The organism is Burkholderiales bacterium, assembly GCA_036262035.1.
Lineage (GTDB): Bacteria > Pseudomonadota > Gammaproteobacteria > Burkholderiales > SG8-41 > JAQGMV01.
Map to the genome: position 1 here is coordinate 1 of DATAJS010000020.1, position 21,705 is coordinate 21,705.

A 21,705-nucleotide genomic window follows, 5' to 3' on the forward strand; every position below is an offset into this window, starting at 1 on the left:
AAGACCTGATCGCGAAGATTGATTGCTTCGTGCAGCAATACAACAAACACTGCAAGCCATTCATATGGACCGCCACCGCCGACTCGATCATCCAGAAACTGGAACGGCTTTGCAGGCGAATTAACGGGACGGCACACTAGCGGGGTCTACGCGGACGGCGGTCCGAACACCGGCAGGTTGTATTCGCCGAACTTGTCTTGTCCGTCGGTCCAGCGCAGCGAAAGCACCATGCTCTCGCGCAGGTCCTCTACGGCGACGTCGACGGGATAGGAGACGAAGAGCGGTCCTTCGTCGAGCTCGAGCACGATCGTCGTGTGAGGAGCAGGGTACTCGTCGAAGTATTTGCGGCGGAAGGTCGTCCACGACAGCACCTTGCCGCGGCCGCTGACCGGAGCCCACTCGGCTTCCTCGGAGAGACACTTGTCGCACGTCGGCCCGGGCGGCCAGCGGAACTTGCCGCAGTCCGAGCATTTCTGCAGCCTGAGCTCTTTCTTCAGCGTGTAGGTCCAGAACTGCTCGGCATACGGATCCATCGAGCGAATCGGGCGCGCCGTGGCCATCGCTTCAGCCTCCTTTCTGTGCGTCATTGCGAGGAGCGGTCGCGACGAAGCAATCCCGGAGCGTCCGCTTGCGTGCGCCACGAGATCGCTTCGTCACGGCGTTCCTCGCGATGACTATTGCCGTGTATAGATGATGCTCTTGCACTTGCCGGCGACGTCGTGCACGTACTGCGCGACCTCGGCCCCTTTCACCTGTCTTTGTCCGAGACCGCCGCGCAACTGCCGCACCAGCTCGGGCTGGTGGTTCCAGCTCTGCATGTAGCTCTCGGAAAGCATGCCGCCGCTGGTGTTGCACGGCAGCTCGCCGCCGATCTCGATGCGCCCGTCCTGCACGAAAGGACCGCCCTCGCCTTCCTTGCAGAAGCCGAAGCCTTCGAGCGACGCCAGCAGGTGCACGCTGAAGCTGTCGTAGGTGGCGAAGACATCGACGTCCTTCGGCGTGAGCCCTGCCATGGGATAGACCTGCGCTGCCACACCGTGATGCGCGGTGTGATAGAAATCTTTCAGGCGCGGCCGAAGCTGAGTCGCGTCGACGTTCTCCTCGGACCAGCCGATGGCGCTCACCATCACCGGCTTGTGCTTCAGGTCCTTCGCCATGTCGGCGCGGCGCACGATGATCGCCACGCCGCCGTCGTTGATGAGGCAGTAATCGAAGAGGCGCAGCGGCTCCGCGACATACGGCGCGTTCATGTAGTCTTCGATGGTCAGCGGCTTCTGCATCACCGCGTTGGGATTCATGCACGCGTGCTTGCGGAACGCCACCGCGATCGCGCCGAGCTGCTCCTCGGTCGTTCCGTAGAGCAGCTTGTGGCGCTGAAAGAAGAGCGCGTAGAGCGCGCCCTGCGACGTGAGCCCCCACGGCGCGTAATAGAAGTACGACGTGATGCCCCCGCCCGTCACGCGCGCCCCGCCGTAGGCGGTATTCATCGAGCGCTGGGCGTTGCCGTAGACCAGGGCCACCGTCGTGCACAGCCCGGCGTTGATGGCCATGGTCGCCTCGATGATGCACTGGGCGGCATCGCCGCTGCCGCTCCACCCCGGGTTCATGCCCCAGAGCTCGCACGCGCGCTCGCTCGATAAGGTCGGGCCGGTGCAGAGGCCGTCGATGTCGTCCTTGGTCAGCCCCGCGTCGTCGAGCGCCCGTTTCAGCGCGCGCGAGGCGAGCGTGTAATGGTCGACGCGCGCCTCGCCTTTGCCCATGGCCTTGCCGCCGGCGCCGCGATAGTCGGCGCCGTAGTCGGTCTCGCCGACCCCGACGACGGCCACGGTGTCTCTCAGCCGGCCGAGCCGGTCCTGGTCGAAGCGAACTGCCATTTCTCAGGTTCTCCTGATGGATGTCATTGCGAGGAGCGCAGCGACGAAGCAATCCCGGAGCGTCCGATGCGTGCGCCACGAGATCGCGTCGTCGCTGGCGCTCCTCGCGATGACCATTCTCAAATCACTTCGCGTTCGCGCAGCGAGGCGATCTCCGCCGCGCTCATGCCGAGGAGCTCGCCGTACACATAGTCGTTGTGCTCGGCCAGCGTCGGCGCGCGCCCGTGCACGAATGCCGGCGTGCGCGACATCTTCACCGGATAGCCTTCGTACGGACACTCGCCGAGCTCGGGATGACCGATGATCGGGTGCATCTCGCGGTGCTGGAGCTGCGGGTCGTACTCGACGCGATCTTCGGCGCTCTGCACCACTGCGCAGATGATCCCCGCCGCCTGACACTTACGCATGATGTCGTAGCGCCGCCGCGCGCGCGTCCAGTTGCCGATGATACCGTCGAGCTCGTCCTGATTCGTCACGCGCGCCTCGACGGTCGCGAACTTGGGATCGAGTACGAGGCCCGGCTGTCCCATGACCGCGCACAACGACTCGAACTGCGCCTGAGTCTCGCATGCGATGAACACCCACCAGTTCTGGCCGTTGCGGTCCCTTCCCGCGCACCGGTAGGTGTTGTGCGGCGCCAGTGACGGGAAGATCGAGCGATTCCCCGGCGGGAAATCAGGACGCCGCGTGCGCCGGCCGTTCACCTGGTAGTCGAGCATGTAGGTGCCGACCATCGACATCGCGCCTTCGGTCACCGCGTAGTCGACATACATACCCTTTCCGGTCTTCTTCGCCTGGAGCAGGGCCTGGATCAATGCGAGGCCGCCCATCCAGCCGCCCATCACGTCGAGATAGGAGTAGCCCCAGCCGGCCGGCGGTTGGCCCGGCAAACCCGACGCGAGCGAAAGCCCCGATTGCGCCGCGGCGGTCGGTCCGAAGCTGCGATAGCCCTTCCAGTCGCCCGAGTGACCGAAGCCCGACAAGCTCATGTACACGGTGCGCGGATTGAGCGCGTGGATGCGCTCCCAGGTGAGCCCCCAGCTCGTCAGGACCTCGCCGCTGAAGTTCTCGACGACCGCGTCGCACAGGCCGATGAGGCGCTCGACGATCTTCAGGCCTTCGGGATTTTTGGTATTGAGGCTGATCGCGAGCTTGCCGTGATGCAGCGTGTTGAAGTACGGCGCGGCATAGAGCTTCTTCTGTCCCGGGACTTCTCCGGCCGCAGCCTTCTCTTCGCGCAGCGTGTTGAACTGGGCGTCCGCGTAAACCTTCTTCGTGCCCGGCAATTCGGCCGGTTGCGGATCGTCCCTGACGATGCTCGGCACGGCGTTGTAGCGATGGTCGTCGTAGCCGCCCGCGCGCTCGACGTGTATGACTTCCGCGCCGTAATGGGTGAGCAGCCGCGGCGCCCACGGGCCGACGGTCTTCCAGGTGAAGTCGAGCACTCGGATGCCGCTGAGGACGCCGGGCCGCGCGGGAGATTTCGCGCTCATCGTATGACTCCCGATGCCTTCAACGATGCGATGTCCCGATCGCTCAGCCCCAGGTCCTGTCGAAGCACCTGTGTCGTGTGCTCGCCGAGCCGCGGTGCCCTGCCTCGCGGCTCGATCTGCAGCGCATCGCAGGCGACCGGCCCGCGCGGATACGGAATCGTGCGGTCGATCTCGGGATGCTCGACCGGCCGCCAGTAGCCGCGCTGCTGGTAGTGCGGGATGGCGTAGTTCTCTTCGGCGGCATGCACGAGGCCCCACGAGATGCCGTAGCCCTGCGCGCGATGGAAGCACTCCTCGCCGTTGCTGGCCTTGATGAGGCGCGCGATGGCGTCACGCACGACGTTGCCGGTTCGATACTCGGACATGCGGAACGCCTCGTCCTGGTACTTCGGGTCGTGCAGCTCGCCGGTCACGCCTTTCTCGTCCATCCATTTGATGAGGTTGTCCCACACGCGCTTACCGAAGTTCTGCATCACCGCGATCATGTACTTGCCGTCGGCGGTGGGCAGTTGCAGCGGCGGCTGGCGCCTGGGATTGGCGTGCATGCCGGTCTGGCGATACATCGTCTGCCCGTAGTACATCCACTGCGGAACCGCGGCTTCGGTGCCGATCGCGCACGCGTCGTGGATCGAGACGTCGATGTACTGTCCTTCGCCCGAAGTCAGCCGATCGAAGAGCGCGACGGTGATGCCGTGCAGGAGAAAAGCGCAGCCCATGTGCCACGCCTGCTTGCCCTGTCCGCCGATCGGCGTGACCGTCGGGTCGGAGTAGCCCGTGCTCGACATCTGCCCGCCGAGCGCGAGATGGGCGTGGTCGTTCATCTTGTGATCGCGCCAGGGTCCGTCCTGGCCGAAGTCGGTGAGCGAGGCGTAGATCAGCTTTGGGTTGGTGTTGACGTCGTCGTATGCGAGCCCCAGCTTGTTCAGCGTCCCCGGCGCGGTGCTCTCGAGGAAGACGTCGGCTTTGGAGAGAAGCTTTCTCAGAAGATCCTGGCCGGGCTTGCGCGTCACATCGAGCGCCACGCTCTGCTTGCCGGTGTTGTTCCACCAGTAATCGAGACAGCGATCGGGATCGGTCTTGTCGTCGACGAACGGCCCGCACCAGCGCCCGGGGCTGCCGTCGATGGGCTCGATCTGGATGACGCGCGCGCCGCCATCGGACAGGAGCTTCCCCGCCCACTGGTTGCGGCGATCGGCAAGCTCTATCGCTGTGAGGTCTTCGTAAACCCCGCTCATGCGCTGGCTCCGGTGTGCGAGGTTTCGGTTGGTGGAAGTCTCTCTCGCGACGGGATGATGATAGCAGCACGACGCACAACGCGACTCCGATAGAATCCTTTCAACAACACAAACCTCCGGACGCAACCGTGGCGACTAAAAAGAAGACCCCGATCTCGCCCCACATGCGCAAGCTGAGCGAGCATCTGGCGAACGCGGTCAAGAAGCCGCTCAAAAAGGAGCTCGTCGAGCGCGTGAAGCTCCACACCGTCGACACGTTCGCTGCGATGATTTCGGGCACGCGTCTGCTGCCCGGCCAACGCGCGATCCCCTACGTCAAAGCCATCGGCGGGACGCCTGAAGCCGGCGTCGTCGGCACCCGCCTCGTCGTGTCGGCTGCGAATGCGGCGCTCGCCAACGGCATGTTCGGCCACGCGGACGAAACCGACGACACGCATCCGCCGACGCTGACGCATCCCGGCACGAGCGTGATTCCCGCGGCGTTCGCGCTCGGCGAACGCGACGGTTTGCCGGGTGCTTCGATCATCCGGGCGATCGCGCTGGGCTACGACATCTGCGCGCGCATGCTGCTGACGCTCAAGCCGGTCGCCTTTCTTCGATCCGGCCATCACGCCGGTGCGACCGGGCAGCTCTTCGGCGCAGCGGCCGCCGCCGGTGCTCTGCTGAAACTGAACGCCGAAGAGATGCGTTACCTGATGGCCTACACCGGCGAGCACACCTCGGGCCTCTACGCCATGTTCCGCGACCCCGAGCACATCGAGAAAGCGTATGCGATGGGCGGCATGCCGGCGCACAACGGCGTCGCGGGCGCGCTGATGGTCGCTCACGGCTGGACTGGTGTGGAGGATGTGTTCTCCGGCCAGCGCGATTTCTTCTACACCTTCGCGCCCGAGGACGTCGACCGCAACGATCTCGTCGAAAGCCTGGGCGTCAGGCACGAGATGATGCGCGCCTCGATCAAGCGCTGGCCGACCGGAGGCCCCATACAAGGCCCGATGCAGGTGCTGCACGAGCTCATCGAGCGCCACGGCATCAAGGCCGCGCAGGTCGCGAAGGTCGTCATGCGCCTGTCCGACACCGAGCTCGACATCGTCAACGGCCGCGACATGCCGGACATCTGCCTCCAGCACCTGATCGCGCTCATGCTCGTCGACGGCAAGGTCTCGTTCAGGACCACGCACGACTACGCGCGCATGCGCGATCCGAAAATCCTCGCGGTGAGAAAGCTCGTCGAAGTGGTCGGCGAGGAATCGATGCGCGATCCGCAGCGCCGCTGGAACGCAGGCGTAGAGATCCGTCTCAAAGACGGCCGCACCCTCACGAACGAGACCAAGGCGGCCAAAGGCAGCTTCGCGAATCCGATCGAGCGGCCGGAGCTCGAAGTGAAAGCGGTCGACCTGATCGCGCCGGTGCTCGGAAAACAAAAGACCGCGGCGCTGCTTTCGGCGCTATGGAGCCTCGACAAGCTCGACAACGTGAGAAAGCTGAGGAGGCTCTACCAGAAGTAGGACGCGGGCTCGGGATCGTTCCTCATCACGTCGCGACAGGACGGCACGATACGGATGCGGGTTCCGTAGCCTGCGCCATCGCTCCGAGCAGCACCGGCACTTCATGTGCGCCCGCAACGGTGACTTTGCCGTTGAAGACGAAGAACGGCACGATGTCGATGCCTGCATTGCGGGCTTCGAGCTCCAGCCGTTCGACCGCCGGCACGTCGGTCGCGCTCGCCAGGTATTCAGCGACCTGGCGCCAGTCGAACCCCACCGCCGAGGCGAGGTCGGCCAGCGCCTCGTGATCGTTGAGACTGACGCCCTGCTCGAAGAACGCCCTGAACAGCGCTTCCACCATCGCATCCTGCGAGCCCTGCCGCTGCGCGCAGCCGCTGAGCCGATGGGCGTCGAGGGTGTTGGGCTGCACGGTGATGCGATCGAACTCGAACGCGACGCCCAGCCGCCGACCCAAGGCCGTCATCTGTTCCTGCTTTCGCGGATCGGGACCGGCCGGACCGTGCTTGCATTCCTGATGCTCGCGCCGCGACATGCCTTCGGGCGGAATCTCGGGGTTCAACTGGAAAGGCAGCCAGCGCACGATCGGCTCGGGTTCGCCGGCATGCTCTTCCTTCCACACATCGAGCGCGGCTTCCAGCCGGCGCTTCCCGATGTAGCACCAGGGGCAGACGAAGTCGAAAACGACGTCGATGCGCAAGGGCTCGGTCATGTCCATCTCCAGTGCGTGTACGCTGCGCGCAGTTTAAAACAAAGCCCGAGCGCCTCGCTGCTCGACGTGGCAAACTGCAGCCCGGCGACACGATCTCGGCAACGCACTCCGTCAAACCAGGGAGCAGCGTCATGAAAACCATCCTGTCCTGCATGTTCGCTGCATTGTCATTGGCCCCGACATCGCTGGTGGCGCAGAACCCGCGTCCCGCCTGCGTATTGATGGCGGCTGTCGATCTCAAGCCGCTCCTCGGAGCGGACCACGAGGCGCCGGCGCCTTATGGCGACTCGGCCTGCGTCGCGAAGTCGAAAACGCCCGGCCGCCTGGTGCTGCTCGCCGTCATCGACAAGCCGAATGCAGAGCTGAAGAAAGACCTCGCCGCATTCAAGAAGCAGATGAGCGCACCGGAAGCCGCACAGGCAATGACGCTCGCGCCTGCCCCGGAGTTCGGCCCCGAGGCGTACTCCACTCGCGAGAAGGGCGAGCGAAGTGCGGCCGACATCACCGCGCTGAAAGGCAACAAGTCGGTCAACCTGACGCTGAACTGGTCGAAAGGCCCGATCACCGACCCGATCTTCAAGCAGCTGCGCGATCTGATGACGTCGGTCCTCGCCAGGCTACCCTGAGGTTTGTTATAGGAGAACCGTGATGAAAGTCGGATCGAACGACTACACGTACGAGCTCGTCGAGGACTTTGCCAAGCTGCCCGAGGGCGAAAGCTTCGGCCTGATCAGCAGGCTTACGACCGATTCCAAAGGTCGGCTGTACGTGTTCCAGCGCAAGGACCCCGCCGTGCTGGTTTTCGACACGGACGGGAAATTCCTGCGTTCGTGGGGAAGCGGCGAATTCAAGCGCCCGCACGGCTTCAGGATCGTCGACGACCTCGTTTACCTGACCGACCAGACCGATAACGTGGCGATGGTCTACACGCTCGACGGCAAGCTCGTCCGGCAGTTGGGCACGCGCGGCCAGGCTTCCGACACCGGCTGCGAGGACTGGCACAACCTCCCCTTGCGGGCGGCAGGGCCGTTCAACCATCCGACCGAGATCATGCCGGGACCGTCCGGCGATCTCTACGTGACCGACGGCTATCGCAACAGCCGGGTCCATCGCTTCACCAAAGACGGCGAGCTGATCCAGTCATGGGGACAACCCGGCAAGAGCGCGCCGGGCGAGTTCCATCTGCCTCACAGCATGGCGATCTCCCCCGACGGCACGTTGTACGTGAGCGACCGGGCGAACTCGCGCGTGCAGATCTTCACGCCGGACGGCAAGTCGATCGGCATGTGGACCGGAATGGGCGGCCCGAACGACATGGCGAGAGACGAGGACGGAATCTTCTATCTGCTGGAGCAAAAGACCGCGACGAGCGGCCCGTCGGTCAGCGTACGCGACGCCAACGGCGCGGTACTGACCCGCTGGGAGATGCCTCACGCGCACGGCATGGGCATCGATTCGGGCGGCAACATCTATGTCGGACGCACCAAGGAGCTTCGCGTCGACAAGTACGCAAGGGTGCATTGAAGGCTTCCGCCGTTGCCGCAGGAGGGCTGCGATGACTTTACGAGTGAGGCGTGTCGTGACCGGACACGACACGAACGGCAAGGCGGTCATCGCCAGCGACGAGACGCTGACCGCGGTCCCACGCCGCATCGGCGGCAACATCACCGGCTGCGAGATCTGGTCGACCGATCGCATGCCCGTCGACAACTCGCGCGAAGCCGACGCGGCGCAACGGGCGGGCTTTGTCGTGCGCCACAACTACGTGGGCAACGGTCAGGGCACGACGTGCCGCATCACCGAGTTCGCGCCCGGTCACGGCCGTTTTCCCCATCGAACCGAGACCGTCGACTACGCGATCCTGTTGTCGGGCGAGATCGACCTCGAGCTCGACGGCGACGAGGTCGTGCACCTGAAAGCCGGCGATGTGGTCGTCCAGCGCGGCACCCTGCACACCTGGATCAACCACGGCCCGGTACCGGCGGTGTTCGCGTTCATCCTGATCGACGCCAATCCGGCCGAGGCGGACGGGGAATTGTTGCGCACCGTCTATTGAGGCTGTGACTGCGCGCGGTGCGTTATCACGCACCCTGGGGCCGCCGGTTACGGCTCCTCGAGCTGCAGGGTGAGCGGCGCGTCCGGGGCCGCCGCGGGCGCGGGGTTCTGCACCTCGAGCTTTTGCATCCGCGCCTGCTCGAACTCGTTGCGCCGTTCCTCCTGCTTCGCGAGCTCCTCTTGGCGCTGCTTTTCGAGCTCCGCGGCCGCGCGCTCCTGATCGAAAGAGAGCTCCGCGCCGCCCGGCGATGCAGGCTCTCCGCGCTGGCTCTTGAGCTTGATGTTGAGGCGAAGCTCGTTCGTCGAGTCGGCGTTGCGCAGCGCTTCCTCGTAGGAGATCAGCCCGTCGTTGTACAGGTCGAACAGCGCCCAGTCGAAGGTGCGCATGCCGAGCTCGCGCGACTTGCCCATGAGCGCCTTGATCTCGTGAAACTCGCCCTTGAAGATGCGCTCGGCGATCGTCGGGGTGTTGATGAGGATCTCGACCGCGGCGATGCGGCCGTTCCCGTCTATCGTGCGCACCAGGCGCTGCGACACGATCGCGCGCAGGTTCGCGGAGAGGTCCATCAGGAGCTGCTGACGCCGATCTTCCGGAAAGAAGTTGATGACGCGGTCGAGCGTCTGGTTCGCGTTGTTCGAATGCAGCGTCGCCAGACACAGGTGCCCGGTCTCGGCGAACGTGATCGCGTGCTCCATGGTCTCGCGGTCGCGGATCTCGCCGATGAGGATCACGTCGGGCGCCTGGCGCAGCGTGTTCTTGAGCGCCTGGTGCCACGACAGCGTGTCGATGCCCACTTCGCGATGGGTGACGAGCGACTGCTTCGACTGGTGCACGTATTCGACGGGGTCCTCGACCGTGATGATGTGGCCGGCGCTCGTGCGGTTGCGATGGTCGATGAGCGCAGCCAGCGAAGTCGATTTGCCGGAGCCCGTGCCGCCCACGACGAGCACGAGGCCGCGCTTCGCCATGATGATCTCCTTGAGGACCTCGGGCAGCCCGAGCTTCTCGAAGTGCGGGATCTCGTTCGCGATCGTGCGGATCACCATGCCGACGTGCTGCTGCTGCACGTAGACGTTGACCCGGAACCGCGACACGCCCGGGATCGAGATCGCGAAGTTGCACTCGAGCTCTTTCGCGAACTCCTCGCGCTGGCGCTCGTTCATCATCGCGTGCGCGAGCTTGGCCGTGACCTCGCCGGTGAGCTTCTGCTGCGTGAGCGGACGCATCGCGCCGTGCGCTTTCATGCTCGGCGGAAAATCGTGCGAGATGAAAAGGTCCGATCCTCCCGCCTGGCTCATCCCGGCGAGAAGCTTGTGCATGTAGGCTCGCGCCTGTTCTTCCGTGAGTTCCGACATGACCGCAAGATGAGAGGAAACCTCACGCAATAACGGCCGCCGTGCCGGAAACTGTAGCTAGACCGGCGAGAACAGGGCCTTCCCCGCGAAGTGCGCGTTCAGGTTTTTGAGGATGGTCCCGGTCGCCGCGCTCTGCGCTTCGGGCGCGCGGCCGGCGACGTGCGGCGTGATCACCACGTTGTCCAGCGCAAGCAGGTCTTTCAAGAGCGGCGGCACGCCGGGCTCGCCTTCGAGCACATCGAGCCCCGCACCGGCGATCCGCTTGTCGCGCAGCGCATCGAGCAGCGCCCGGGTGTCGACGACGGTGCCGCGGCTCACGTTGACCACGTAGCCTTTCGGCCCGAGCGCCTCCAGCACTTCGGCGTTGACGAGGTGCTTGGTGCCCGCGCCGCCCGGCGTGGAGGACACGAGAAAGTCCGCCCACTTCGCAAGCTCCACGGCGCTCGCGAAATAGCGATGCTCAGAGCCCGCGACCTCCGAGCGGTTGTGATACCCGACCTCCATGTCGAAACCGTCGGCTGCGCGGTGCGCGATGCGACCGCCGATCTTGCCCATGCCGAGGATGCCCAGGCGCTTGCCCGAGATCGTCGGCGTCTCCACGCGCCACTGCTCCTGCCAGCCGCCGTCGCGCACGAAGCGATCGGCCTTCAGCACGTGCCGCGTCGCCGCCATCAGCAGCATCATCGCGGAGTCGGCCACCGCGGGCGCGTTGGTATCGGGCGAGTTCGCGACCGCGATGCCGCGGCTGCGCGCAACCCCCATATCCACCGCCTCGTAGCCGGCGCCGACGGCGCAGATCAGCTCGAGCTTGGGCAGCAATTGCATCTCCGCACCGCTGATGCCGCCGCGGCCGTTGGTGAGCACCGCCCTCGCCTTTTCCCCCGCGGCGCGCAGCGCCTCGTCGCGCGTTGCGTATTTCTTGCCTTCGATCAGCTCGTATCCCGCCGCGGCAAGCGCCGCGGCGCGCTCGGGCGAGATACCCACCAGCGCCAGCACACCGATACCCATGTCCCGCTCCTTTGTTCGCCGCACGAGATTGGCCGCGCGCGCAGCGCCGGTCAAGCGACCACGATGCGGAATGAAACGCCCCGTACGGCGCACGCGTACGGGCAAACGCAGCCCGGATGACGAACTTCGCGGTATAGTCGTCGCATCGCTGGAGGACCATCGATGGACGCCGCACCGCACACCGTTCTCGAAAAAACACCGGCCCTGTCCGAGCGGCAGCTCGTCGAGCAATGGCTCGGCCGCTTCGACGTGGCGCTGCAGAGCGAAAGCCGCGCGTCGCTCGCGCAGCTCTTCGCGGCGGAGAGCCACTATCGCGACCTCGTCGCGTTCACATGGTCCATCACGCCCAAGGCCGGGCCGGCCGAGATCGCCGCCGTGCTGATCGCCAACCAGCCACGGACCGGGGCGCGCGGCTTCTCCATCGCCGAAGAACGCACGCCGCCGCGCCGCGTCGCGCGCGCCGGCACCGATGTGATCGAAGGCATCTTCAAGTTCGAGACCGGGCTGGGACGCGGCTTCGGCGTGGTGCGCCTGCTCGCCGCCGATCCGTCGAAAGCTTTCCAGCTCATGACGAGCCTGCACGAGCTCAAGGGCTTCGAGGAAAAGATCGGCAGCCGCCGGCCGACCGGCGAAGCGTATTCGCGCAACTTCGGCGGCACCAACTGGCTCGACCAGCGCATCGCGGCGCAGCGCTACGACGACCGCGAGCCGACGGTGCTCGTCGTCGGCGGCGGTCAGGCGGGGCTGTCGCTCGCGGCGACGCTCGGCCGCATCGGCGTCGACACGCTGGTGGTGGATCGGCTGCCGCGCGTGGGCGACTGCTGGCGCACGCGCTATCACTCGCTCGCCCTGCACAACAGCACCGAGGTCAATCACCTGCCCTACATGCCCTTCCCGGTCTCATGGCCGCTCTACCTGCCGAAAGACATGCTCGCGGACTGGTTCGAAGCGTACGCGTGGGCGATGGAGATCAACTTCTGGACGAGCACCGAGCTCGCTCGCGCGTCGTACGACGAAGCGCAATCGCGCTGGAACGCGACGGTGCGCAACAACCAGACCGGTGAAGAGCGCACCCTGCATCCGAAGCATCTCGCGTTCGCGAGCGGCCTCGTCGGCTTCCCCTTCAGGCCGGAGCTGCCGGGGCTGAGCGACTTCAAAGGCGCGGTGATCCACACCGCCGAGTTCACCAACGGCGCGGAATGGCGCGGCAAGCGCGCGCTCGTCATCGGCACCGGCACCAGCGGCCACGACGTCGCGCAGGACCTGCACGCCAACGGCTGCGACACGACCATCGTGCAGCGCGGCTCGTGCACCGTGGTCTCGATCAACCCGTCGGCGAAGCTCGTCTACGGCATCTACACCGGCGTCCCGGTCGAGGACGGGGATCTCTTCGCGAGCACCAATACCAAGCCGATCGTCAAGAAGAACCTTCAGATCCTCAACGCGAAGATGCAGGAGTTCGACCGCAAGACGATCGACGGGCTGATCGCGCGCGGCTTCAAGTACGACCCGGGCGAGGACGGCGCCGGGCACCAGTGGAAGGTGCGCACGCGCTACGGCGGCTACTACCTCGATGCCGGCTGCGCGCAGCTCATCATCGACGAGGAAGTGGGGCTGCTCCAGTTCGACCGGATCGAGCGGTTCGTCGAGAACGGCGCGCGGTTGAAAGACGGCACGGTGAAGGAAGTCGATCTGATCATTCTCGCGACCGGCTTCTATGGCCAGCAGGCGCTCGTCGGCGAGCTCATCGGCGAGGACGTCGCCGAGAAGGTCGGACCGGTGTGGGGTTTCGCGCCGGACGGCGAGATGAGCAACATGTGGAAGCGAACGAAGCAGGAAGGGCTGTGGTTCGTCGGCGGCAGCTTCGCCAACTGCCGGACCTACTCGCGGTACGTCGCGATCCAGATCAAGGCGATCGAGGAAGGTCTGCTGCCGAAGGCGCTGGAGCCCTGACCGGCTCGGGCGCGGCGCTCCTCAAGGCGACGACATTGCGCTTCGCCGGCCGCTCGGACACGAGCGACTCGATGCTGTCGCTTACCAATTCGGTGATCACCTGCCGCACCTGACCGTCGGTCAGCACGTCGTCGAGCACGCCCGATGGCCTGCACAAGACGTCCGCGCTGCGGACGATCGCCTTCCAGTCGATCCCGCCCGAACGCCTCGTCCAGACCGCGGAGTAGTCGTAGATGATCCCGTCGCGCTTGATGCTGCCGTTGTAGATGATGTTCATGGGCGCCTCGGGGCCCGTAAAAACCCCCATGCCCCTTAACGGCTCCGCCGCCGCCCTTCTTTAGTGCGCGCCATGCCACGAGCATGCGGCGGCGCATCATCGAAAGCGCCCTACGCGCTCTTGCGCAGCGATTTCCAGGTCGACGTCGCGTAGGCGATCATCTCGCCGTTCGCGTCGACCAGCTCCGAGCGCAGCGCCGAAATGCTCCTGCCATGGCGCAGGAAGCGCGCGGTGCAGGTGAGCAGGCCTACGCGCGCGACGCTGAGGTACTGCACCTTCATCTCCAGGGTCGCACCCGGGCCGCTGCGCCGGTACAGGAGATGGCCCATCGAGACGTCGAGCACGAACGCGATGACGCCGCCGTGCAGCCCGCCCTGCGGGTTGTGCATGAAGTCTTTGACCTCGAAGGTGATGCGGCACTCGTCTTCGGTGTACGCGATGTCCATCCCGTAGAGGCGCATCAGGAAGAACTCGCCGAAGTCCTGCTTGTGGGTGGCCAGCGCGTTCTCGAATGCCTCGCGCGCGACCGCCTCGTTCACTTCCGCCATCGTTTGCCCGCCTTTTCGAAAAGGCGGTAAGACTAGCACCTCGCGGGCGCCTACGCGCCGCTCAGGCCTTGGTCATGATGAGGAAGAACGGACTGTGCGCGCCCGCCGTCGCCCCCGTGACCGCGGTGCCGCCGTCGAGCTTGCCCGCCGCCTGGCGGTCCTGCACCCACGCGTCGTAATGGGTCGGCGTGATGTACATGCGCTTGTTGTGCAGGTCGGCGACGAGGCGCACGTAGCCCGGCTTGGCGAGATTGTTGTCCGCGACGAAATACTCGCGGTATTGCACGCCGTTGCCGGGCGGCGCCGGCAGGTTGCCGTCGCGGTCCTCGTGATCGGTCGGCTGCCGGTAGCCGTTCTGGAGGTCCTTGTCGTTGTCGGTCTTGATCGACCCGATGACGGTGAGCAGCTTGCCGCCGACGACGTCCTTCAACGCGCTCAGGTTCACGTTGTAGATCGGCAGGTTCGACGTGCGGCCGGAGAGCGTGGTCGTGGTCGTGGCGATCTTCTTGATCGCGTTGCCGTTGTTGGTGTTGGCCAGATGGTCGATCGGCATGCGGCGCTCCGTGGTGGGATCGAGCCCCGATCGTAACTCACTGCGCTTCGACGCCCGCCGACTTGAGCGCGGTCTTCCATACCGCGACCTGGTCCTTGATGTACGCGCCGAGCGCCTCCGGGGTCGACGATTTCGCCATGAAACCGTGCCGCAGCATCAGCTCTTTCACCGTGGGCTTGTCGAGGACCGCGACGACCTCCTTGTTCATGCGGGTCACGATAGTCGCCGGCAGCCGCGGCGGCCCGACCAGCCCGAACCACGGGCCGATCGGCAGCTTGGGCTGGCCGACCTCGGCGAACGTGGGCACGTCGGGCATCAGCGGGCTGCGCTCGTTCAGCGTCGTCGCGAGCACTCGCAGCCGGCCCTCCTTCACGTGCGCGGCCGTGTTGGTCGACGTGCCGAAGAGCAGATGCACGCGCCCGGCGAGCAGGTCCGGGATCGCGTCGGGCTCCGACTTGTACGGCACCGCGTGCATCGCGATGCCGTTCGCCGTCGCGAACAGCGCGGTCGCGACGAGCGCATAGGTGTTGCCCGCCGGATAGTTGATCGCATTCGGACGTGTCTTGGCGTGGGCGATCAGCTCGGGAATCGTCTTCGCCGGAATCGACGGATGCACCACGATGAAGAAGGTGTTGTCGCCGAGATAGCTGATCGGCGTGAAATCGGTGAGCGGATCGTACGGCGGGGTCTTGCGCAGGCTGGGCACCACCGCGAGCGCGCTGTTCGAGCCGAAGAGGAAGGTGTAGCCGTCGGGCGCCGCGCGCTTGAGCTCCAGTCCCGACAGCGCGCCGTCGGCGCCGGGCTTGGGCTGCACGACCACCGGCTGGCCCAGCGAGTGCGTGAGCTCATGCCCCGCGATCCGCGCGAGCGCGTCGCTGGCCGAGCCGGGGCCGAAGGAGATGATGAAGCGGATGGGCTTGGTGGGATAAGGCTGGGCGGCGGCCGCAACCGCGGCCAGGGCGAGAACGGCAGCAACCAGGGTTCGCATCGAGAACCTCCGTCAGTACCGCGTGCGGGAGAATAGGATACCCTTGACGGCTACCACGAAGGAGGACGATTGGACACCATCCGCATCCAGTTCACGCTGTTCTCGGCGTTCTATTCCCCGCTCATCTCGACGATGTCGGGCGGTTTCCTGAAAGCCGAAGGTCTCGATCCCGAGTGGTCGGTCGCCAAGCCCGGCGTATCGGCGCTGGCGGCGCTCGAAGACGGCTCGGCGCACGTCGTCCAGTCCGCGCTGAGCCAGGGGTTCACCACGCTCAACAAGGGCGAGACGAATACCGCCCTGCACTTCGCGCAGATCAACGAGATGGACGGCTTCTTCCTCACCGGGCGCGCGGCCGATCCCGGTTTCTCGTGGAAGAAGCTCGAAGGCGCGCAGCTCGTGATGTTCAAGGGCGGGCAGCCGCTCGACATGTTCAAGTACGCGTGCCACAAGGCCGGGATCGACTTCGCGAAGATCGACGTGATCCCGTTCGGCAGCGCCGCGGAGATCGACAAAGCCTTCCGCGAAGGGCGAGGCGCGTATGTCCAGCAGCAGGGGCCGTATCCCCAGCAGCTCGAAGCCGACGGTGTCGGGCACGTCGTCGCCCAGGTCGGGCCGCAGATCGGGCCGGTGGGATTCTCGAGCCTGGCGGCGAAGCGCGAATGGCTCGCATCCGACATGGCGAAAGCGTTCATGCGCGCCTACCGCAAGACCCGCGATTACATGAACGACACGCCCGCCGCCGAGATCGCCCGGGCGCAAAAGCCGTACTTCAAGGACACCGACGAGCGCGTGCTCGCCGACTGCATCGCGACCTACCAGCGCCTGGGCTGCTGGACGCGCCATGCCGAGATCACGCAGGCGGCGTACGAGAAGACGCTCGACGTCTACGAATACAACGGCCTGCTGAAGCAGCGCTGGCCTTACGAGCAGGTGTGCGCGCGACCGCCCGCATGACCTGATCAATCCGATTTAATCCGGGTCAGAGTCACATTTCGCCGGATTAATCTGACTCTGACCCGGATTTTGGGAGGGAACCATGCCGTTCTACGAAAAAGGCAACATCCGCATCCATTACGAGGAAGCCGGCAAGGGCTTTCCGCTGCTCGTGATACCCGGCGGCGGGCTCAATTCGACCATCGGGTGGGTGTCCAACGGCGCCCCGTTCGACGCGATCGCCGAGCTCGGGAACGAGTACCGCGTCGTCACGTCCGACCTGCGTTACGCACCGAGCGGGCAGTCGACCGGACCGCTCGACGTCGAACGGCCGTGGGACTCGATCACCGACGACCAGCTCGCGCTGATGGACCACATCGGTGCGCAGCGCTTCATGGTTCTGGGCTACTGCATCGGCGGGCCGATGATCTGGAACCTCATCCGCCGCGCGCCCGACCGCGTGGTCGCCGCGGTGCTGTCGCAGCCGAGCGGCTGGCGCAAGGAGCTGCCCAATCTTTCCTACGAGAGCAATATGAAAGGCTGGGGACCGGACCTGGTGAAGAAGCGGCCGGAGATCACCATGGAGCAGATCGACAGGTTCCTGACCAGCATGTACCGCGGCCCGCGCCAGGATTTCGTCTATACCGTGTCGCGCGACTTCGTGCGCTCGGTCAAGACGCCGCTCCTCGTCATGCCCGACGATTCGCCCCCGCACCCGTTCACCACCGCGATGGAGTCGGTGATGCTCGCGCCGAATTCGGAAGTGAGCATCTTCCCGTGGAAGGAGCCCAGGGACCGCATCCCGATCGCGGTGCGCCAGGTGCGCTCGTTCCTGCGCGCGCACGCGCCCCTGCCGGCCTGATTGGGGTCAGGTCCACATTTCTTAAATGTGGACCTGACCCCGTTTAATCAGCGGTCGAAGAGCGCGAACGTCCAGACCGAGCCGCCGAGCGGGATGTCCGGCAGGCCGCGGCGCACGGAGTTCGAGCCGCCGAGTCCCGACAGGATCGTCACGTACTGCCTGCCGTCCCTGGTCCACGTGATCGGCTGCGCGTTGATGCCCGATCCGGTCTTGAACGTCCACACCACTTCACCGGTGTCGGCGTCGACCGCGATGAAGTCGCCGCTGTGCTTGCCGGTGAAGAGCAGCCCGCCGCCGGTCGCGAGCATCGCCGAGGCGATCATTTCCCCCTTCAAAGGGGTGCGCCATTTCGCCTTGCCCGTCAGCGGATCGATCGCTTCGATGTGGCCCGCGATCGTCTCGGACGTGACCGGCGAGTTGATGTTCTCCACCGACTGGTAGCGCACGCCCGCCTTGTACGGCTGGTACGGCGTGAAGCGGTAGGTCGAATAGCCGTGGTTGGTGTTCGCGTACAGCAATCCGGTGCTCGGGTTGAACGCCGCGTGCGGCCAGTTCTTCGCGCCGCGGATGCCGGGCCACAGCTCGACGGTCTCGCCCGCGCGCAGCTTCTTCGACACTTCCGATTCGACCGGCCGGCCGGTCGCCATGTCGATGCGGTCGGCCCAGTTCACCTTGGCGAAAGGCTGCGCGGAGATGAGCTGGCCGTTGGTGCGATCGAGGACGTACAGGAAGCCGTTGCGCGAGAGGTTCATCGCGACTTTTCTCGTCTGGCCGTTCACATTGAGATCGGCGAGGATGATCTCCCAGGTGTCCCAGTCCCAGATGTCGTTCGGCGCGAGCTGGTAATGCCACGCGATCTCGCCGGTCCTGGGCTTGATCGCGAGGATCGACGCGACGTAGAGATTGTCGCCGCGGCGGTTCGCCGGGTTCCACGCCCCCGCGTTGCCGGTGCCCCAGTACACGAGATCGAGCTGCGGATCGTACGAACCGGTGATCCACGTGCTCGCGCCGCCGCGTTGATACGAAGTCGGCGGATCCCACGTGTCGTGCCCTTTCTCGCCCGGACCCGCGGTGGTGTAACGCCGCCACAACTTCTTGCCGGTGGCCGGATCCCAGCCGTCGAGGAAGCAGCGCGCGCCGAACTCGGCGCCCGAGCAGCCGGTGATGACCACGCCGTTGGCGACCAGCGGCGCGACGGTGAGCGAATAGCCCTCCTTCCACTCCGCGACCTTCTGCTTCCAGAGCTGCTTGCCGGTCTTCTGGTCGAGCGCGATCACGTGCGCGTCGAGCGTGGTGCGGAACACTTTCCCGTCGTAGATCGCGACACCCTTGTTCGAGACGCCGCAGCACACCACCGACGGCGTCTTCGGGTCGTACTCGACCTCGGTGCGCCAGATCATCCTGCCGGTGACCGCGTCGAGCGCGTAGGTCCAGCGCGCGTTCGAGACGTACATCACGCCGTCGTACACCATCGGCTGCGCCTGCTCGCCCAGATCGTTCTGGAGGGAGACGTTCCAGACCGGCACGAGGCGCTTCACGTTGCCCTTGTTGATCTGCGACAGCGGGCTGTAACGGTTGTGGTTGTAGCTCATGCCGTAGGTCACGACGTCGTCGGTGTTCTTCCCGGCGCCCGTGAGCTCGGCTTGGGTGGGACCGGCCCCGGTCCCGGCGCGCGGCGGCGCCGGTTGCTGTGAATTGTCGGTGGCGGCGCAGGCGGCGAGCAGCAAAAGACTGGCGAACAGCGTGCTTCTCATGATTCCCCCCTTAAAGGAAACGTGACCAGACACTGCTCCCGCAGAGTAGCGCCGCCGAGGCGCAGGGACAACGGGGATCGTCAGCCGGTCACTGTCCGGTTTTTCCCGGCGCGCCGACACCCGAAAAAACAAGGCCGGGTCTCCCCGGCCTTGTTGGTCAACGCATAGCCCTCGAGCGCTTTCTTCCCGAGCTCCACGACAGGCAGCTCCGACACGTTGAGGAGCTGCTGCAACGCCTTGGGGTCGATGTCCTCGGTCCACACTTTCACGGGGACGAGCCCTTGGTCGAACGTGAGCTGTATGCCCATCTCGAATCCTCGAAAAACAAAAAGCCCCGGGACTGAAAGTCGCCAGGGCTTCGTTCGACGGCAGCGCGCCGCCCACTGAGACCTGACCTGGAGATGTGCGCATACGCTCCAGGCCCGGGGGTGTCCTGTGAGCGTCAGCGAATGCGTGGTAGCCGGTTCATCGAATTCCTTTGTTGCACGCACATGCCGTATGCATGGCATGGCGCAAGGTGCGGGATTCTACGGAGCGATCTCGTCTTGTCAAGCGCTTCGTCCTACCCCTGCTTCGCAAACCAGCGGCTGACGCCCCAGGTGATGAGACCGAACACCACGACGATCGCCCCGAGGATCCAGTAGCTGATCTCGTCGGGGTTCTCGATCCAGCGCTTGATCTGGTGGCCGAAGATCGTCGTCGCGAGCACGCCCGGCAGCATCGCCACCACCGTGCCGGCGGTGTAATCCCACAGCTTGATGCGTAGCGCCCCCGCCATGATCCCGTCCAGCGTAAAGGGCGTCACCGGCGTGGTGCGCCAAGCGACGACCGCGAGGAAGCCGTGCTTGCGCAGCTTGGTGCCCATCTGGTCGAGCTTGTCGCCGGCGAGCCGCTTCACCGTCGCCTTCGGCAGCGCGCGGCCGGCGTAGTACGTCGCCCACGCCGCGACGGTGATGCCGAGCATGCTGTACACGAAGCCGAGCCGCGGTCCGAACGCGATCACCGTGAACAGCGTCAGCAGCGGCCGCGGGAACATGACGAACGACGCAGGCACGTACGCGAGCACGACGGCGATCGGCGCCCACCACGTGCCGCCGACCGCTTTCGCCCAGCCGCCGACGCGCGCGGTCGTGATGTAGTCGGAGAGCGGCGTGTAACGCCACGCGGCGCCGAGCGCCGCCAGGAAGACCAGCGCCCCGATGATCTCCGCCCATGCGGGCTTGCGTTTCCGGCGTTGCCGCTGCGGCATCAGCGCCCGCGGGTGAGTTTCATCAGCTCCCCGATGTCTGCGACTTTCTCCAGCGCCATCACCTGCTCCGCCAGCGCCGCCGCGCGCTTCGCGCCGACGACCGGGCCCGCGAGGCTGTCGAACTTGGCGCGCATCTCGGCCTGGGACATCGCGTTCTGGATCGAGCCTTTGGGGTAATCGACCTGCGAGACCAGCGTGCGGCCGTCGCGCATCGTCGCGGTCAGGCGGCACGACACGCCGCGCGGCAGCGAAGCGTCTTCGGCGATCGAGGTCGCGTTCATCAGGCGCTTCACCTCGGTATTGCGGATGTTGCGGTCGCTGTATTGCTTCAGCAGGGCCTGCCCTTCGATCAGCGCCACCGCCACCGAGAACGGCAGCGACACCTGCGCTTCGTGATAGGTGCGCGGCGCCTTGTTCTGGTGGTATTTCGCCCAGTCGGGGTGGCGCAGGAAGTCGATCTTCACCACGTCCTTCGCGGCCGCGCCCTGCGCGCGTACCGCCAGCGCGCAGTCGATCGCGTTGTGGATCGGCCTCGCGCACGAGTACGGCTTGAACTCGATCAGCAGCTCGTACGGCCGCTTGAGGTCGGCGACGAGCGCCTCCGGATCGGTCGAATCGCTGAACGCGGCCAGAAAGCCGCGCTCGCCTTCGAAGATCGTGTCGGCGCCGGTGAAGCCGAGCTGCGCCATGCGGGCGGCGGTCACGCCGTTGCGCGCGGTCGGACCGGGATTGAAACGCTTTTGCATCGAGGGGCCGTACATCTCCATCAACCCGGATGCCTGTGCACCCGCCATGCCCAGCGCGGAGGTGAGCCTGTCCTTGGAGAGCTTGAGGAGCTTGCCCGCGGCGACCGTCGCGCCGAAGACGCCGCAGGTCGGCGTGGTGTGGAAGCCGCGGTTACGCAGGCTGGGATTGGTCGCGCGGCTCGCGCGCTCCATCATCTCGCAACCGGCGGCGAGCGCGGTGAGAAGCTGCCTGCCGTCGGCGCCGGCGTATTCCGCGGCCGCGAGCGCGGCCGAATACACCGGCGGGCTGAAGTGGAAGAGCGCCAGCACGTCGATGTCGTCGAGCTCGATGCTGTGCGAGGAGATCGCGTTGGCGAAAGCGGCCATCGTCACGTCGACGCGCGCGCCGTCCCCGATGAGGCTCGCCTCGCGCTTGCCGCCGTGCTCCCGCGCGAAGCGCTGCGCGATCTCGCCGCTCTCGCTGTGGCTGCCCGCGATCGCGACGCCGAGATAATCCATCAACAGCCGCTTGACCGCCTCGCGAGAGGGCCTGTCGACGTCGTTGAGCTTGAGCTTGCTGAAGCGCTCCGCGAGGCGCTGCGCGTGGGTGGCTTTTTCCATGGCT

Annotated in this window: 23 protein-coding genes; 8 read left to right on the forward strand and 15 right to left on the reverse strand. The window is 65.8% G+C overall.

What is annotated here, in order from left to right; translation table 11 throughout:
• The coding region (locus VHP37_22885; protein HEX2829213.1) for an IS630 family transposase at positions 1-140 on the forward strand (140 nt) is incomplete at its 5' end.
• 6 nt (positions 141-146) lie between these two features.
• Here VHP37_22885 and VHP37_22890 read toward each other — a convergent pair.
• The 4 genes from VHP37_22890 to VHP37_22905 all read right to left on the reverse strand — a co-directional run bounded on the left by VHP37_22890 (position 147) and on the right by VHP37_22905 (position 4,602).
• Positions 147-560, reverse strand: a complete 414-nt coding sequence (locus VHP37_22890) for an OB-fold domain-containing protein (protein ID HEX2829214.1) — start codon at positions 558-560, stop codon at positions 147-149.
• Between the two features lie 114 nt (positions 561-674).
• On the reverse strand, positions 675-1,874 hold the full coding sequence (locus VHP37_22895; GenBank protein ID HEX2829215.1) for a thiolase family protein: 1,200 nt from the start codon (positions 1,872-1,874) through the stop codon (positions 675-677).
• Positions 1,875-1,993: 119 nt separating this feature from the next.
• Positions 1,994-3,367: a CoA transferase gene (locus VHP37_22900; GenBank protein ID HEX2829216.1), complete on the reverse strand. Its 1,374-nt coding sequence runs from the start codon at positions 3,365-3,367 to the stop codon at positions 1,994-1,996.
• Positions 3,364-4,602: a CaiB/BaiF CoA-transferase family protein gene (locus VHP37_22905; GenBank protein HEX2829217.1), complete on the reverse strand. Its 1,239-nt coding sequence runs from the start codon at positions 4,600-4,602 to the stop codon at positions 3,364-3,366. Before VHP37_22905 ends, VHP37_22900 begins: the two co-directional genes overlap by 4 nt.
• A 128-nt stretch (positions 4,603-4,730) precedes the next feature.
• On the opposite strand from VHP37_22905, the gene VHP37_22910 reads away from it, so the two are divergent.
• Positions 4,731-6,110 (forward strand): MmgE/PrpD family protein, encoded by a 1,380-nt coding sequence (locus VHP37_22910; GenBank protein HEX2829218.1) that lies wholly within the window; start codon positions 4,731-4,733, stop codon positions 6,108-6,110.
• 25 nt (positions 6,111-6,135) lie between these two features.
• Here VHP37_22910 and VHP37_22915 read toward each other — a convergent pair whose 3' ends face one another.
• A complete protein-coding gene (locus VHP37_22915) occupies positions 6,136-6,819 on the reverse strand; it encodes a DsbA family oxidoreductase (GenBank protein HEX2829219.1) in 684 nt (227 codons plus the stop codon).
• 131 nt (positions 6,820-6,950) lie between these two features.
• Between VHP37_22915 and VHP37_22920 the strand changes: the two genes are divergently transcribed.
• Genes VHP37_22920 through VHP37_22930 form a run of 3 tightly spaced genes read left to right on the forward strand, consistent with a single transcriptional unit; the run spans position 6,951 to position 8,875 of the window.
• The gene (locus tag VHP37_22920; GenBank protein ID HEX2829220.1) at positions 6,951-7,445 is read left to right on the forward strand and encodes a hypothetical protein; all 495 of its coding nucleotides are present in this window, start codon (positions 6,951-6,953) and stop codon (positions 7,443-7,445) included.
• Between the two features lie 22 nt (positions 7,446-7,467).
• Positions 7,468-8,343 carry a 6-bladed beta-propeller gene (locus tag VHP37_22925; GenBank protein ID HEX2829221.1) on the forward strand — a complete coding sequence of 292 codons (876 nt, stop codon included), beginning with the start codon at positions 7,468-7,470 and terminating at the stop codon, positions 8,341-8,343.
• Between the two features lie 31 nt (positions 8,344-8,374).
• Complete coding sequence (locus VHP37_22930) at positions 8,375-8,875, forward strand: cupin domain-containing protein (protein HEX2829222.1); 501 nt, start codon at positions 8,375-8,377, stop codon at positions 8,873-8,875.
• Positions 8,876-8,922: 47 nt separating this feature from the next.
• Here the strand turns inward: VHP37_22930 and VHP37_22935 are convergent, their stop codons facing one another.
• The gene (locus VHP37_22935; GenBank protein HEX2829223.1) at positions 8,923-10,194 is read right to left on the reverse strand and encodes a PilT/PilU family type 4a pilus ATPase; all 1,272 of its coding nucleotides are present in this window, start codon (positions 10,192-10,194) and stop codon (positions 8,923-8,925) included.
• 93 nt (positions 10,195-10,287) lie between these two features.
• The gene (locus VHP37_22940) at positions 10,288-11,238 is read right to left on the reverse strand and encodes a 2-hydroxyacid dehydrogenase (protein HEX2829224.1); all 951 of its coding nucleotides are present in this window, start codon (positions 11,236-11,238) and stop codon (positions 10,288-10,290) included.
• Positions 11,239-11,400: 162 nt separating this feature from the next.
• Here VHP37_22940 and VHP37_22945 point away from each other — a divergent pair, with 162 nt between their 5' ends.
• Entirely contained in the window at positions 11,401-13,191 is a 1,791-nt protein-coding gene (locus VHP37_22945) for an NAD(P)/FAD-dependent oxidoreductase (protein ID HEX2829225.1), read from the forward strand.
• On the opposite strand, the gene VHP37_22950 is transcribed toward VHP37_22945, so the two are convergent.
• The 4 genes from VHP37_22950 to VHP37_22965 form a co-directional block, all read right to left on the reverse strand.
• Positions 13,145-13,468 carry a hypothetical protein gene (locus VHP37_22950; GenBank protein ID HEX2829226.1) on the reverse strand — a complete coding sequence of 108 codons (324 nt, stop codon included), beginning with the start codon at positions 13,466-13,468 and terminating at the stop codon, positions 13,145-13,147. The genes VHP37_22945 and VHP37_22950 overlap by 47 nt on opposite strands.
• 110 nt (positions 13,469-13,578) lie before the next feature.
• Entirely contained in the window at positions 13,579-14,016 is a 438-nt protein-coding gene (locus VHP37_22955) for a PaaI family thioesterase (protein HEX2829227.1), read from the reverse strand.
• A gap of 61 nt (positions 14,017-14,077) precedes the next feature.
• The gene (locus tag VHP37_22960; protein HEX2829228.1) at positions 14,078-14,569 is read right to left on the reverse strand and encodes a hypothetical protein; all 492 of its coding nucleotides are present in this window, start codon (positions 14,567-14,569) and stop codon (positions 14,078-14,080) included.
• Between the two features lie 37 nt (positions 14,570-14,606).
• Positions 14,607-15,557 (reverse strand): tripartite tricarboxylate transporter substrate binding protein, encoded by a 951-nt coding sequence (locus VHP37_22965; GenBank protein HEX2829229.1) that lies wholly within the window; start codon positions 15,555-15,557, stop codon positions 14,607-14,609.
• Positions 15,558-15,626: 69 nt separating this feature from the next.
• Here VHP37_22965 and VHP37_22970 point away from each other — a divergent pair, with 69 nt between their 5' ends.
• Positions 15,627-16,511 (forward strand): ABC transporter substrate-binding protein, encoded by an 885-nt coding sequence (locus VHP37_22970; protein ID HEX2829230.1) that lies wholly within the window; start codon positions 15,627-15,629, stop codon positions 16,509-16,511.
• Between the two features lie 82 nt (positions 16,512-16,593).
• Positions 16,594-17,352: an alpha/beta hydrolase gene (locus VHP37_22975; protein HEX2829231.1), complete on the forward strand. Its 759-nt coding sequence runs from the start codon at positions 16,594-16,596 to the stop codon at positions 17,350-17,352.
• Positions 17,353-17,399: 47 nt separating this feature from the next.
• Here the strand turns inward: VHP37_22975 and VHP37_22980 are convergent, their stop codons facing one another.
• The 4 genes from VHP37_22980 to VHP37_22995 form a co-directional block, all read right to left on the reverse strand.
• Positions 17,400-19,106 carry a PQQ-dependent dehydrogenase, methanol/ethanol family gene (locus VHP37_22980; protein ID HEX2829232.1) on the reverse strand — a complete coding sequence of 569 codons (1,707 nt, stop codon included), beginning with the start codon at positions 19,104-19,106 and terminating at the stop codon, positions 17,400-17,402.
• An 80-nt stretch (positions 19,107-19,186) separates the two neighbouring features.
• On the reverse strand, positions 19,187-19,414 hold the full coding sequence (locus VHP37_22985; protein ID HEX2829233.1) for a hypothetical protein: 228 nt from the start codon (positions 19,412-19,414) through the stop codon (positions 19,187-19,189).
• Positions 19,415-19,668: 254 nt separating this feature from the next.
• A complete protein-coding gene (locus VHP37_22990) occupies positions 19,669-20,355 on the reverse strand; it encodes a VTT domain-containing protein (GenBank protein ID HEX2829234.1) in 687 nt (228 codons plus the stop codon).
• Positions 20,355-21,701 carry an MmgE/PrpD family protein gene (locus VHP37_22995; GenBank protein HEX2829235.1) on the reverse strand — a complete coding sequence of 449 codons (1,347 nt, stop codon included), beginning with the start codon at positions 21,699-21,701 and terminating at the stop codon, positions 20,355-20,357. Before VHP37_22995 ends, VHP37_22990 begins: the two co-directional genes overlap by 1 nt.
• Positions 21,702-21,705: the final 4 nt, after the last annotated feature.